At 30.9% G+C, this 13,265-nt stretch carries 14 protein-coding genes; 4 read left to right on the forward strand and 10 right to left on the reverse strand.

Annotation, left to right across the window (positions count from 1 at the left end; genetic code table 11):
* Positions 1 to 11: 11 nt before the first annotated feature.
* From bamA to CXF68_RS07235, 5 genes are all read right to left on the reverse strand, one after another.
* Positions 12 to 2,561, reverse strand: a complete 2,550-nt coding sequence (gene bamA / locus CXF68_RS07215; protein WP_101043702.1) for an outer membrane protein assembly factor BamA — start codon at positions 2,559 to 2,561, stop codon at positions 12 to 14.
* Positions 2,554 to 3,306, reverse strand: a complete 753-nt coding sequence (locus CXF68_RS07220; RefSeq protein ID WP_101043704.1) for an isoprenyl transferase — start codon at positions 3,304 to 3,306, stop codon at positions 2,554 to 2,556. Before CXF68_RS07220 ends, bamA begins: the two co-directional genes overlap by 8 nt.
* Before the next feature lie 2 nt (positions 3,307 to 3,308).
* The gene (locus tag CXF68_RS07225; protein WP_101043706.1) at positions 3,309 to 3,989 is read right to left on the reverse strand and encodes a DUF6089 family protein; all 681 of its coding nucleotides are present in this window, start codon (positions 3,987 to 3,989) and stop codon (positions 3,309 to 3,311) included.
* A 105-nt stretch (positions 3,990 to 4,094) separates the two neighbouring features.
* Positions 4,095 to 4,991, reverse strand: a complete 897-nt coding sequence (locus tag CXF68_RS07230) for an NAD kinase (RefSeq protein ID WP_198553767.1) — start codon at positions 4,989 to 4,991, stop codon at positions 4,095 to 4,097.
* Between the two features lie 31 nt (positions 4,992 to 5,022).
* Positions 5,023 to 5,682 carry a CBS domain-containing protein gene (locus tag CXF68_RS07235; protein ID WP_101043710.1) on the reverse strand — a complete coding sequence of 220 codons (660 nt, stop codon included), beginning with the start codon at positions 5,680 to 5,682 and terminating at the stop codon, positions 5,023 to 5,025.
* A gap of 59 nt (positions 5,683 to 5,741) precedes the next feature.
* On the opposite strand from CXF68_RS07235, the gene CXF68_RS07240 reads away from it, so the two are divergent.
* Both CXF68_RS07240 and CXF68_RS07245 read left to right on the forward strand, forming a co-directional pair.
* Positions 5,742 to 6,455 (forward strand): pyridoxine 5'-phosphate synthase, encoded by a 714-nt coding sequence (locus CXF68_RS07240; RefSeq protein WP_101043712.1) that lies wholly within the window; start codon positions 5,742 to 5,744, stop codon positions 6,453 to 6,455.
* Between the two features lies 1 nt (position 6,456).
* Positions 6,457 to 7,224 (forward strand): alpha/beta fold hydrolase, encoded by a 768-nt coding sequence (locus CXF68_RS07245; protein WP_101043714.1) that lies wholly within the window; start codon positions 6,457 to 6,459, stop codon positions 7,222 to 7,224.
* 49 nt (positions 7,225 to 7,273) lie between these two features.
* Here the strand turns inward: CXF68_RS07245 and CXF68_RS07250 are convergent, their stop codons facing one another.
* Positions 7,274 to 7,825, reverse strand: coding sequence for a porin family protein (locus CXF68_RS07250; protein WP_101043716.1), 552 nt, complete (start codon positions 7,823 to 7,825; stop codon positions 7,274 to 7,276).
* Positions 7,826 to 8,432: 607 nt separating this feature from the next.
* Between CXF68_RS07250 and CXF68_RS07255 the strand changes: the two genes are divergently transcribed.
* Positions 8,433 to 8,744, forward strand: a complete 312-nt coding sequence (locus CXF68_RS07255; protein ID WP_101043718.1) for a hypothetical protein — start codon at positions 8,433 to 8,435, stop codon at positions 8,742 to 8,744.
* 132 nt (positions 8,745 to 8,876) lie between these two features.
* Here the strand turns inward: CXF68_RS07255 and CXF68_RS07260 are convergent, their stop codons facing one another.
* The 4 genes from CXF68_RS07260 to CXF68_RS07275 are packed head-to-tail and all read right to left on the reverse strand — an operon-like array spanning position 8,877 to position 10,984.
* Positions 8,877 to 9,245: a nuclear transport factor 2 family protein gene (locus CXF68_RS07260; protein ID WP_101043720.1), complete on the reverse strand. Its 369-nt coding sequence runs from the start codon at positions 9,243 to 9,245 to the stop codon at positions 8,877 to 8,879.
* Positions 9,246 to 9,247: 2 nt separating this feature from the next.
* The gene (locus CXF68_RS07265; protein ID WP_369800483.1) at positions 9,248 to 9,988 is read right to left on the reverse strand and encodes a type 1 glutamine amidotransferase domain-containing protein; all 741 of its coding nucleotides are present in this window, start codon (positions 9,986 to 9,988) and stop codon (positions 9,248 to 9,250) included.
* A 49-nt stretch (positions 9,989 to 10,037) separates the two neighbouring features.
* A complete protein-coding gene (locus CXF68_RS07270; protein ID WP_101043724.1) occupies positions 10,038 to 10,781 on the reverse strand; it encodes an SDR family NAD(P)-dependent oxidoreductase in 744 nt (247 codons plus the stop codon).
* A gap of 8 nt (positions 10,782 to 10,789) precedes the next feature.
* On the reverse strand, positions 10,790 to 10,984 hold the full coding sequence (locus tag CXF68_RS07275; RefSeq protein WP_101043726.1) for a 4-oxalocrotonate tautomerase family protein: 195 nt from the start codon (positions 10,982 to 10,984) through the stop codon (positions 10,790 to 10,792).
* A gap of 1,136 nt (positions 10,985 to 12,120) precedes the next feature.
* Here CXF68_RS07275 and CXF68_RS07285 point away from each other — a divergent pair.
* Positions 12,121 to 13,188, forward strand: a complete 1,068-nt coding sequence (locus CXF68_RS07285) for a methyltransferase (RefSeq protein ID WP_101043728.1) — start codon at positions 12,121 to 12,123, stop codon at positions 13,186 to 13,188.
* The last annotated feature ends 77 nt before the right edge of the window (positions 13,189 to 13,265 follow it).

Consider the following 13,265-nt stretch of genomic DNA (forward strand, 5'->3'; position numbering starts at 1 on the left):
TGTAATGTTTTTTAGAACTGTCTTCCAATAATAAAATGTGTTTGCCAACCAGATTTTTGAGATTGCCCAGGTAAAGGATCAAAGCCATGAGCGAAATCGATACCTAATAAACCAAATGCAGGCATAAATATACGAACACCCAATCCAGCAGAACGTTTTAATTTAAACGGATTAAAGTCGCTAAAATTGTCATAAGAATTACCCGCTTCTAAAAAACCTAAAGTATAAATTGAAGCAGAGGGTTTATCTGTTATAGAATAACGTAATTCCATTTGGAATTTATTGTAAATAGAACCACCATCAGTTGATGATATTCTATTATTTTCATAACCTCTTAAACCAACAGTTTCTCTACCGTCTAATTGTCCTTGCGCAATTCCATCACCTCCAACAAAGTACCTTTCAACAGGAGTTAGGCCTAATTTACTGTTATATGATCCTAAATAACCCATTTCAAAATTAGACATTAAGACTAATTTATTATTTGTTGATAATGATGTATACCATTTTCCTTTTGCAGATATTTTATAATACTCTAGCCATTTGTATTTATCAGACAAATATATTTGTCTTTCTTCGTTAGTAGGGAAATCAGGCTCTGTATAGTCTTTTCCGTTTACTAAAGAATAAGGAAATGTAGCTTTTGCTTTAACAGTGAATTCCGAACCATAAGAAGGGAATATTAAACTAGGTCCTGTAGAGTTACGGCTTAAAGCAATACTATAGGCTAAATTATTTAAATTACCATCACTAATTACATCAGTAGATGAACCAACACGGTACCCATAATTTTGTAAATCAATTTTTTGGTAACTTATATTTTGAGATAAAGAAAAGTAATCATCAGGCGACTTTAAACGTTTACCTAAACCGATAGAAGCTCCTAGAATACTTAAACTCTGGTTTTTATCAACAGAATTTGTTGTAAAATCATACCTGTATTGATTAGAAAGGTAAACTGAAAACGATAACGATTGTGGTGTTTTTCCACCCAACCAAGGTTCTGTAAAAGAAAAGCTATAAGTGTTATAAGTTCTACTTGCTTGCAATCTAAGAGATAGTTTTTGGCCATCACCCATTGGTAATGGTTTGTATGCTTCTTTGTTAAAGATATTTCTAATAGAAAAATTATTAAAAGATAAACCTAAGGTACCAATGAAAGATCCTCCACCATAACCACCTTGTAGTTCAATTTGACTTCCTCCTTTTTCTACTACAGAGAAATCAATGTCAGCAGTTTTATTTTGATAATCGGGTTTAACATCCGGGGTTACGTTTGCATCGAAAAAACCTAATTGCCCAATTTCACGTATAGACCTTATAATATTTTTACGACTAAATAAATCACCTGGTTTTACACGCAATTCTCTGAAAATTACATGGTCATTCGTTTTCTCATTACCAGTTACTGTTACTTTTTTAATTGTAGCAGGATCATCTTCACGAATACGTACTTCTACTGTAATAGAATCATTATTAACTTTAGTTTCAACAGCGTTTATTTGAGAGAATAAATAGCCATTGTTGTGGTATAATGTTTGAATATCTTGAGAAGAAGGGGTTCCGTCACCAGAAACACGTTCTTTCAAAACTTTTCCATTGTATATATCTCCTTTATCAATTCGTAGTAATCTGTGTAAGAATTGGTCTGAGTATTTTTTGTTTCCTACGAATTTAATATCATCAAAACGGTATTGACGACCTTCTTCTAAAGCTATTTCAAGATTAATTGTATTATCATCATTCCAAGTTAGTTTATCAGATAAAACACGTGCATCTCGATAGCCATTCTCACTATATTTCTCTAAAATACTTTCTAAATCAGCTTTGTAATCATCTAAAATATATTTTGATGATTTCCAAAAACGACCAAAAATTTTACGCTTAGTGTTTTTCATTACACCACGTAAAACACTATTCGACATAGCTTTATTACCAATAAAATTAATTTCTTTAATTTTTATACGAGCTCCTTTGTCAACAAAGATGTCCATACTAACGGTGTTAACGTCAGAAGTGTCTTGCTTTGTGGTTAGTGAGACTTTAGTTTTGAGAAAACCTTTATCGGTATATTTTTTTTTAATGTAATTTCTAGTGGTTACGATTAAATTGTCGGTAACCATAGCACCTTTTTTTAATTCTGTTTCTTTTTTTAAATCTTTTGCTTTTGATTTACTTAACCCCGAAACAGAAATATCTGTTAATTGTGGTAACTCAGTAACATCAAATAAAAGATATACTGTTTGATCATCCTTTTTGGAAAGATAAACATCTACTTCACTAAATTGTTTACTTTCATAAAGTTTTTTAATAGCACTGGTAAGTTTATCTCCAGGTAATTTTATGGGTTGCCCATCAACCAATCCTGTATAAACTCTTATAGTTTGTTCACTAAATTTTTGTAAGCCAGTTACTGTAATTCCACCAAGTATATATTGCTCTCCTTTTTTATAGGAAATAATATTATTACTAGTACTGTCTTTAATTGTTGTATTTTGTGCTTGTATGTTCGCCGATAAAAAGGCGATTAAAAATACTGCTAAATAAGAATATTTATTCATTGGTCTCAATCTGTTCACTTGTTTTTCCAAATCTTCTCTCTCTGTTTTGATAATCTATTACGGCATCAAAAAGGTTTTCCCTTCTAAAGTCTGGCCATAATATTTCTGTAAAATATAATTCAGCATATGCTAGTTGCCAAAGTAAAAAATTACTGATTCTTTGTTCCCCACTTGTACGTATCATTAAATCAACGTCGGGCAAATTAAATGTATATAAATGGTTATTTATAATTTTTTCGTCTATTTTTTCAATATCTAGCTCTTTATTAACAACTTTTTTAGATATGTTTTTGAAGGCGTTAACAATTTCTTCTCTTGAACCGTAACTTAAAGCAAATGTTAAAGTGATTTTTGTATTGTTTTTTGTTTGTTCAATAACGCTAGCTAATACTTTTTGAGCGTTTTTAGGTAAACTACTTATGTTGCCAATAGCGTTTATCTTAACATTTTTGCGTTGAAAGTCTGGAAGTTCTTTTTTCAAAGTACTAACCAATAAGCTCATTAAAGCATCTACTTCTAGCTTTGGTCTGTTCCAGTTTTCAGTAGAGAAAGCATAAAGAGTAATAAATTTCACTCCTATTTCAGAAGCTGTATCAGCAGTTTCTCTAATAGCAGTTAATGCATTTCTGTGCCCAAAAATACGTTGCATTCCTTTTCCTTTTGCCCATCGACCATTACCATCCATAATGATAGCAATATGATTAGGAACTTTTTGTAAGTCAATGCTCTGTAGCTTATCTTCCATATTTATTCTGCTAATCCTTTGTAACAAGGAGGTCTTCCGAAGGAGTAAACGATAGAAAAACCAGTAAACATATACCAGTCATTTCCTGTTCCTCCAAAGTTTAAACTATTTATTTTATCTGTAGTGAAATCTAGATCATCTATTAGCGTTAAACGAACGCCTGCTTCAAATGCAATTGCTAAGTGGTCATCTAATCGGCCTTTAATACCAACTCCTATAGGTAAAGAATAAGAAAATTTATTTTTTAAACGAATCGTATTTGGAGATGTCCTTTCCGTTGGACTACTGTAATTAAAAGCAGCAATTTCTGCTAATATATATGGAGTGAATGTTGTTTTGTAATTACTAATGTTATAATCAAAGAAGTTAAATTCTAGGCCTGCAGCAAACTCATGTATGTTATTTGTAAATTGATAACCTCTATCTTGACGAAATAAGTTTTCTGAATTTTCATCATTTCCAGAAACGGGAATGTAAGTATAAGTACCTCTTAAGGCTATTCTAGGATTTAAGTTGTATTTATAAACAATACCACCTCCTAATTTATTAGGGTAAATGTAGTTTGTTCTACCAACATCACCTATATAATTAGTACCCCCAGCGAAGATACCAATTTCGTGAGTTTGTGATTGTAAAGTAATTGCTATAATAGCAAATAATATGAATAGGATTTTGTTTTTCATTGTAAAAATGGCGTGCAAATATAGGAAAATCAATTTGCTTTAAAAAGTTAATAATCTATCTTTTTGATTAACTTTTTTTTTAGTGATTTATTGTGATGAGTTTGATTATAAAGATTCATTACGGGTGTCTTCTCCCCATAAAAGTTTACTTCTCAAAGTCTTTAAATGTGATTGATTTTGTAATAAGATACTTTTTATTGAGAAATTTGCTTTTTTTATCTTGATTTTGGTTCCTTCAGGAACAGTTGTAATTCGAGAGTCTAACGAAATTAGGAAGTCTTTTTCACGAGCGCTAACCTCTAGTTGAATTAGGGTTTTGTCAGGTATAACCATTGGCCTCGCATTTAGGTTGTGTGGTGCGATTGGTGTAATAACAAAACTTTTAGAATCTGGTAATATTACAGGGCCGTTGCAGCTTAAAGAATACCCTGTTGAACCTGTTGGAGTTGATATAATTAATCCATCTGCCCAGTAGTTTGTTAGGTATTCTTTGTTTAGGTATGTTCTTACGCCTATCATTGATGTAGTATTTCTACGAGCAATAGTTATTTCATTTAAAGCAAAGTCTAGTTCATCAAAGGCGTCAGTTTGTGGAGTTGTTTCTATTTGTAATAAAGATCTGTCTTGAATAGTATATTTATTTTTTAATAATAAATGAATAGCTTCTTCTATTTGATCTTTTTGAACTGTTGCTAAAAAACCTAATCTACCTGTGTTTATCCCTATAATAGGAATGTTTAAATTGCGAATGTAGGTTACGGCTCTTAAAACCGTTCCGTCTCCTCCAATTGAAAACATCATGTCAAAAGAGTTTGATAAATCTTTGAAATGAGTAAAAGTAGGATGCTTTTTTTTAAGGGAGTTGTTTTCGGTTAATAAATCATAAAACTCTTTTTCAAAAAAAACAACGATATTGTTTTTCTCTAAGACCGATAATAATATTTTAATTTCCTTTTCGGCTGAAATGTTATAAGCTTGACCGTATATCGCTACTTTTTTCACTATTAATAATATTTGGTTATGGAGGTGTAAATTACATGTCTAAGTACTTTCTCAAATAAGCGGCTCTGTCTTTTAACTCTTCTAAGTAAAAATCATCTTCATGTTGTGTAACAACATGATAGTCGTATCTACGAAAAGTTTGAATTACTTCGTTTATTTCTTGAGTTATTATTTTTAGAGTAACTTGAATATTGTCTTGGTTTTCAGAAGAAATATAAAGTCCTAACAATTTGGCTCCATTGGTTTCAACTATCTGTGCAATTTGCCCTATAGAATAATCACTTTTATTTTTGCCTATAATTAGAGTTTCACTCTCATTATGCAAAAAAGGACTGTCGGCAAAAGCATCTAAAACGTCACTTAGTTCGTAGTAACCAGCATAATTCATTTCCTCGTTTAAAACAGGTATTAAATTACAATCATTGTCAGCAAACAGAACTATTAAATCTAATAAAGTGGTTTTATTATTAGAGTAGAAAATATCTAATAAATAGGAGTACTCACTCAGTTTTTTATCTTTGTCTTCAATTGTTTGGATATCACTTTCTGGTAAGCATCCAATTAATTTTCCGCCTTCAACAATCGGGATATGTGTAATTGGTAAATTTTCACATACTTGCTGAGCACATCTTACAGTGTCGTTTAGTGTAAGTGCTTTTATTTCTTCTAATATAAAGTCGTTGATATTCATTACTACGAATATAGTTTAAAATGTTTTAATGGATTATCTTTGTATCTTAATTTTATGAGATGACTAAGTTAAGTGTAAATATTAATAAAATTGCGACGTTGCGCAATTCTAGAGGAGGAAACACGCCTAATTTATTAAGTGTAGCTACCGATATTGAGGGGTTTGGAGCTGAGGGGATTACAATTCATCCAAGACCAGATGAACGTCATATTCGTTATCAGGATGCGTATGATTTAAAATCAATCGTTACTACGGAATATAATATTGAAGGAAATCCTATTGATAAGTTTATGAAAATGGTTTTAGAAATAAAACCTACTCAAGTAACATTGGTTCCTGATAGTGTTGATACGTTAACTTCTAATGCAGGTTGGGATACAGTTGCAAATCAATCTTACTTAAAAGAAGTGATTTCAGAGTTTAAAAATAACGGAATTAGAACATCAATTTTTATAGATGCCGATTTAAAACTGATTGAAGCTGCTGCAAAAACGGGAGCAGATAGAATTGAATTATATACAGAAGAGTTTGCTATACAGTATAGTTTAGGTAATGAAATGGGTGTAAAACCTTATGTTGAAGCAGCTATTTTAGCGCATGATTTAGGTTTGGGTATTAATGCAGGTCATGATTTAAGTTTAGAGAATATTAAGTTTTTTAAAGAGAGTATACCGAATTTAGCGGAAGTTTCTATTGGGCATGCACTTATTTCAGAATCATTGTATTTAGGATTGGAGAATGTGGTGAATATGTATTTGCACAGATTAGGATAATATGCAAATTTTACATTCAAGAATTGTAGGTGAAGGAAAACCGTTGTTAATTTTACACGGGTATTTTGGTATGGGTGATAATTGGAAAACTCATGCAAATTCTTTAGCGAAAGATGGTTTTGAAGTACATTTAATAGATCAACGTAATCATGGTCGTAGTTTTCATTCTGATGAGTTTGATTATGAGTTAATGGTTGCTGATCTATATGATTACATAATACATTATCAATTAGAAAAAGTTCATTTACTTGGGCATTCTATGGGGGGGAAAACAGTAATGTTGTTTGCTACCGAATATGCAGAATTAGTAGATAAATTAATTGTAGCAGATATTTCTCCAAGAATGTATCCACCACATCATCATGATATTTTAAAGGCATTGAATTCAGTGGATTTTACTATACAAAATTCACGTAAATTGATTGATGGGAAATTGTCTGAATTGATTTCAGAAGTTGGTATACGACAGTTCTTGTTAAAAAGTGTATATAGAAAAACGAAAGACGAGTTAGCGTTTCGTTTTAATTTAAAGTCATTAACTGAAAATAATGATGAAGTAGGAGAGGCATTGCCTTCTTTTACCGTTTTTGAAGGTAATACCTTATTTCTAAAAGGTGAGAACTCAGGTTATATTTCTGTGAATGAAGAGCCGATTATTGAGGCACATTTTCCGAATTCTACTATTAAATTAATAACAAATGCAGGGCATTGGTTGCATGCTGAAAATCCAGTGAGTTTTTACACTGAAGTTATTGCTTTTATTAAATAAAATAATTAAAACCGAAGCAAATTTACTTCGGTTTTAATTATTTAGAGCTTTAGAAAAAGTAACCAACTGAAAGTTGAAATACACCGCTCTTAATTTTATCATTAGTGTTGTCTATGTTGTTAATGTTGGATAAGCCTAGGTTATAGCGTGCTCCAAAATTAAGACCGTTATCTAATTTGTATCCAATTCCCATATTAACGCCAAAATCTACATCTTTAAAGTTGCTTTTAATATCGTTGCTTTCTCTTTTAGCAGAAAGTAAATAACCAACTTGTGGTCCAACTTCTAAACTAAATCTTTTTGTAGCATAATATTTAGCCATTAAAGGTAAGCTTAGGTAATTTAAAGCAACTACATCATCTCCAATGCTAAATCCTCGGCCAGAAAAAAATAATTCTGGTTGAAAGGAAAATTTATCTGTAATTGAAATTTCAGCCATAGCTCCAAAATTAAAAGCAGTTACAGTTTTTGCATTGTTGGCATTGTTACTTCTAATATCTGCAAAATTAAGCCCCCCTTTTACTCCAAATTGGATGTTTTGAGCATTCATGTTTACAAATCCTAAAAAAGTAATTAATGCTGCTAATAGTATTTTTTTCATAATTTAAAAGTGTTTATTTGAAGTAAATTAAAAACATTTTTAGATGTGTAAATGCCCTTTTGTTAGAACTTTAACTTTTTTAACTCATTTTAACTAAAGAGTTTGTTAATTATTTTTTACATTATATTTAAAAATAAAAAGTATAGCAAATATGTATTGTGTAGGTGTGTTTGTTTTATTTGTGTATGCTTTTTTAAAAGAATAATTATGTTGGTTTTTACGTAGTATTTAAGGGGGTATAGTTTTTAAAAAAAAAGAAAGTCATTACCATAGCAAGTAAAATAATAAGTGAATAGTATGCTTGTAGATAAACAAATTATAGCAGTTATTGATTGAAAGGAAGGTAGTACTCTTATAGATAAAAATAAGAGTGTTTTTTTAGAGATTTTATATCCAAATTATTTTTTTTAAGTGGTGTAAATACACTGACAATATTACAAGCATTTTTTTTTTAGTAAATAGTTAATTTTTATGGATGATATATGCAAAATAATGGAGTAAGTAGTTTTTGTAAGTGATTTATTTTCAGGTGTTTTAAGGAGGGGGTAGTGTTTCTAAAAACTCTATAGGTATTGCAATCAGAAGAAAAGTGTCGTTTAATAATAGTGTGTTAAACAAAAATCTAAATTATTTTCCTGAAATAAACCCAACTTGGTTATTAACGGGTAAAGAAAAAATGTTGTTACAAGCTAAAATAAATAAAAAAGCGGTAAAAGAAGTAGGTTTAGCTTACATAAATCAGACACTTAATAAACAAGTAAAGACAAGTATTTTATTTTTTTTTTCAGAAGATGAAGAAGTAAGAAATACATTACCTGCTTATATAAAGAAAGTAATAATCAAAGTTAAAATAGAGTCGTTATATAATGGAAGTTTGAAACGAAAGCAGTCTCATTTAAATAAAAATTACAGTTATTAATTTTTAGTTTTCGCTAAATTTTGATGTAAGAGTACTAGTCTTAGTTTACAAGATACTTAATTAAAATGAAATAGCGGTAAGGATTTAACTCCGAACCGCTATTGCTTTTATACGTTTTAAGTAAGTAACTATTTACTCTAGATGAGTGAAAAGCTTATTTACAATTTTCCAATCACTATTAATTTTAGTAAAAGACAAGAAGTCGAAATAATTATAGCCTAACATCGGTAATTGTGCCTTTACAATGGCATTGTTACCCAATATCTCTATGGAAAGTATTTTCATTTTGAAAACTTGGCCTAGATCTTTAGGGCTTTTTCTGTTTTTGACCCCATCAATATATGCTGTTGCAGTTTTAAAATAAGGAGCACCGTTGATATCCCCAAACAGTAATGCTTTTGGATAAAAAACATCTATTAGTTTACTTACGTCACCAGTATAAATTCCCTCAAAATAATCTGAAACATTTTTTTTTATTTCGTTTGAATGATTATCGTACATAATTATTTATTTTGGATTTGTTCTACTAATTTTTGAGCTACCAAATGTGATGATTGAGGGTTTTGCCCTGAAATCAATAAGCCATCTGTTGTTGCAAAAGAAGGCCAATCAGCTCCTTTTTTATAAATGGCGCCATTCTGTTTCAACATGTCTTCAATTAAAAATGGAACTACATTGGTGAGTCCAACAGCGGCCTCTTCACTATTCGTAAATCCCGTCACTTTTTTTCCTTTTATCAAGGGTTCTCCATTTTTGCTCTTTACATTTTTAAGCGCAGCAGGTGCATGACATACAAAAGCAATTGGCTTGTTATTATTGTAAAAAGATTCTATTAATTGAATTGAGTTTTTGTCTGTAGACAAATCCCAAAGTGGACCATGTCCTCCAGGATAGAATACTGCGTCATAATCGTTATGGTTCATTTTAGACAACTTTTGTGTTTTGCTAAACTTCTTTTGCGTTTTCTTATCATTATAGTATCGCTTCGTTGCTTCAGTTTGAAAATCGGCTGAGGTACTCTTCGGGTCAATTGGAGGCAGCCCACCTTTTGGAGATGCAATGTCAACGTTCACACCTAGATCAGTTAAATAATAGTATGGCGTTGCAAATTCTTCTATCCAAAGTCCAGTTTTTTTACCAGTGTCACCTAATTTATCGTGTGAGGTTACCACAAATAGAATTTTAGTGTTTTTTAGATTTTGGGAATAACCAATACTAGAAAGTAAGGTCAATATACCTATCAATACGTTTTTATGTAAATTTTTCATTTTGTTTACTATTTTATTTTAATAATTAGATCGTGTGTCCGATAGTATGTCCACCAGCCACATTAATTGTTTCTCCTGTAACAAATTCTGCAGTTGCTAAATAGTAAGCTGCTTCAGCAATTTCATTTGCTTCACCTATTCTGTTTAATAAATGTAGTTTCGCTAAACTATCGGCATCTTCAATACCCATTTTTCCTTGTAACGGACTCCTAATGATTCCTGGAGCAATGGTATTGACCTTGATGTTGTCTTTCCCAAATTCTGCTGCTAATTGCCTAGTCAGGGCATGAACAGCTCCTTTACTTGTAAGTGGTGCTGTTGCTGGGAATCCATCAATGGCATGATCCACTAGAACCGTTCCTATATTAATGATAGAACCTTTTCCTTGCTTTATCATCTGAGGAATTGCAGCTTGAGTTGTAAAATAGGTTCCTTTTAAATTTACATTCCAATAAAGGTCTAAATCGTTTTCTTCAACATCTAAAAATGGTTTTGGAGCAAATATCCCCGCGTTGTTGATCAAAACATCTATTGAGTTGAATTTTTTTAAGGCCAAAGTCATAAGTTGCTGTCCTGTGGATTGTTTGCTAATGTCTCCTGCGAAATACGCAGCATTTAAAGGAGCGCCAAGCTCTTCATAGGTATTCCTTAAATTTTCTTCATTGGAAGAGTTCATAACAACGTTACTATCTCTTTCGATAAAATATTTTGCAATTGCTTTTCCTATTCCAGATGATGCTCCTGTAATAATTACTGTTTTGTTTTTCATGTCTTTTATTATTTTTTAGTTCCTAAATATTGCTTCCCATTTACACCCCAATTTTCGATAGGTATTTCATCAATAATTACATAGGTTGTTTTTGGGTTTTTGTTAAGTATGTCAACGACTAGTTGTGTAGTACCTTCTATTAATTGACGTTTTTGTTCTTGTGTTACTTGTTCGTCAGTAACTCTAATATTAATGTATGGCATAACTGTTTTGTTAAATTAATTACCGTACAAAGGTGCTGTGAACCTGTATAAATAGGAAGGAGGTATATCACTCTTTAAGTGTGACATAGATCACAAAAGTGGGAATAAAAAAATATGGAAGGGAGTAATTTTATGAACTTAGCCTGCTTTGTGTTTCTCTGTAAATACCTAGTTAAGATGCTATTAGTTCTTTAGAAACGCGTTAAAAAAGTTGTGGATACTGTTCCAATAGTAGATCATATCGTTCCTTGGTGGAATTTTTTAATAAAGATAGTATCCTATTTTGAAGTGCTATTCTGCCTGTTTTATTTTTTTAGCCCAAAATCGTTCAATTTTATGCATCTCAGAAGTCAATTTTTCTCGATTTTCGAAAGTGATATATAACAATTCAGTATCTTAAAGATAATCTATAGAGGTTTTGGCTTTTGTTTGGTTTGTGAAAGCCTCATAATCGGAAGTCCATCAATTTTCCATGGCAAACTGTAGAATATGTTCTTTGCCATTATCATCAAAAAAGTAGGTTTTAGACAGCCTTTTACCCAAATCTTCCTCTTGTACTAAAAATTGATGCTTACGTTTTTTTATTTGATCAAAATGACTCAAAACAAAATCAAACTCCTCATCAGTAAGGCTAATTATTTCTTCAATATGTTGTCTAGAGCGGATGAATCATTTAATTGCTGCTATCGTTTAGCTAAATACCATGAGTGCAAAGGTAAAAGAACCTTTGGTTTATGTATTTAGCTGTTAATTGTAAATATAACGAACTTCTTATATATCACCAAGAAAGCATGAGGTTTAGGCGTTGTCAGTAGTACTCTTTATGTAGGCATTACAATTTCAATGTTTTTAGTAAGTTATTTAAATTAAATGTTATGAGATATTACTCTAGTATTGCCTCTGTAAAGATTCTTAAAAAAGGTATCTTTGCCGCAGTGTTATTTATATGTTAATTACTTCTTCGCGTAACTATAGCGAATAGCTGAATTTTTTAAGTTATTGTTTTAATTAATGAAATTTTAGTAGTCAATTAATGCCTGATTACTCGTAAATGACTATCAAATAGTGATTTTAATCTTTCGCTTTGCTAATGTGATTACTCTGCAATCCGTTTCAATTTTTATAAAAAATAATCGATGACTACAGATATAAATGTATATAAACCAGAACCTATTTTACCTGAAGGTGAATTGGAGTTATTTAATCGTAATACAGATGTTAAACGCACAATTAAAATATTAGAATCTGGAAAATCAGTATTGATAACGGAGTTTTATAGTAATGGAATGTCTCTTATTAAGGAGTTGCATCTATATCTTAAAAGAAGACAACCTAACAAGTCTTTTCAAGAGCAACGTGAATTTCGATCAGAGTTCCGTAAACTATCTAATCTTATTTTAATAGAAATTGTTGATCATAAATTGATAGTAAAAAAATCACCTTCTATTGGTTGGTTAGAAAAATTATATCCAGAAACTAGTAGTTTATTATTACCCTTTCCTAAAGTTCAAGGGTTAAATAGCGCTTGGCAGTGGTATAAAAATGGAATAACGATACCAGTACTTCGAAATAAAATACATCCATATTATGGTGTTTATTTCCCTACTCGTTTTGATCATTTGGTACTTTTTGATAATTGGTTGAAACGTTATGAAGGGGCTAAGAAATCTGCAATTGATGTTGGTGTTGGAAGTGGTGTACTTTCTTTTCAAATGATAAAACATGGTTTTCAAAAGGTTTTTGGTACAGATACAAACCCTAATGCAATTGTAGGATTAACTGAATCTATGGGAGATACTAAGTTATCTCGAAAAATAGAATTAGATTTTGGGAATCTTTTTGGTAAATGGGATAAGCAGACTGAGTTAATTGTATTTAATCCACCTTGGTTGCCAGCATCTCATGATTTAGACAGAAATGATAGAGCTATTTATTACGATAAAAATTTATTTCCAGACTTCTTTGTTGAAGCAAAAAAAAGATTGTTACCAGAAGGAAAACTTGTAATTATATTTTCAAATTTAGCTCAAATAACTAACGTAGCAAAAGTTCATCCGATAGAACAAGAACTAATAAAAGGAGGAAGGTTTCAATTAGAAAGATGTTTAAAAAGAACTGTAAAAACAGCTTCTGAGAAAACAAAAAGAGACCAACATTGGCGAGGTGCTGAAGAGGTAGAACTTTGGGTCTTAACAAATAAATAATTTTTTTGTAGTAATAAAGAAATAATGTGTTTAGAGAATAATTATTTCGGTTTGTAATGATTTCTGACATTAGATAT

Source organism: Tenacibaculum sp. Bg11-29 (assembly GCF_002836595.1).
GTDB lineage: Bacteria > Bacteroidota > Bacteroidia > Flavobacteriales > Flavobacteriaceae > Polaribacter.

What these genes read in the sequence shown, in the direction of transcription:
- bamA (WP_101043702.1), bottom strand. Translation starts at nt 2,561, where the DNA reads ATGAATAAATATTCTTATTTAGCAGTATTTTTAATCGCCTTTTTATCG.
- CXF68_RS07220 (WP_101043704.1), bottom strand. Translation starts at nt 3,306, where the DNA reads ATGGAAGATAAGCTACAGAGCATTGACTTACAAAAAGTTCCTAATCAT.
- CXF68_RS07225 (WP_101043706.1), bottom strand. Translation starts at nt 3,989, where the DNA reads ATGAAAAACAAAATCCTATTCATATTATTTGCTATTATAGCAATTACT.
- CXF68_RS07235 (WP_101043710.1), bottom strand. Translation starts at nt 5,682, where the DNA reads ATGAATATCAACGACTTTATATTAGAAGAAATAAAAGCACTTACACTA.
- CXF68_RS07240 (WP_101043712.1), top strand. Translation starts at nt 5,742, where the DNA reads ATGACTAAGTTAAGTGTAAATATTAATAAAATTGCGACGTTGCGCAAT.
- CXF68_RS07245 (WP_101043714.1), top strand. Translation starts at nt 6,457, where the DNA reads ATGCAAATTTTACATTCAAGAATTGTAGGTGAAGGAAAACCGTTGTTA.
- CXF68_RS07250 (WP_101043716.1), bottom strand. Translation starts at nt 7,825, where the DNA reads ATGAAAAAAATACTATTAGCAGCATTAATTACTTTTTTAGGATTTGTA.
- CXF68_RS07260 (WP_101043720.1), bottom strand. Translation starts at nt 9,245, where the DNA reads ATGTACGATAATCATTCAAACGAAATAAAAAAAAATGTTTCAGATTAT.
- CXF68_RS07270 (WP_101043724.1), bottom strand. Translation starts at nt 10,781, where the DNA reads ATGAAAAACAAAACAGTAATTATTACAGGAGCATCATCTGGAATAGGA.
- CXF68_RS07275 (WP_101043726.1), bottom strand. Translation starts at nt 10,984, where the DNA reads ATGCCATACATTAATATTAGAGTTACTGACGAACAAGTAACACAAGAA.
- CXF68_RS07285 (WP_101043728.1), top strand. Translation starts at nt 12,121, where the DNA reads ATGACTACAGATATAAATGTATATAAACCAGAACCTATTTTACCTGAA.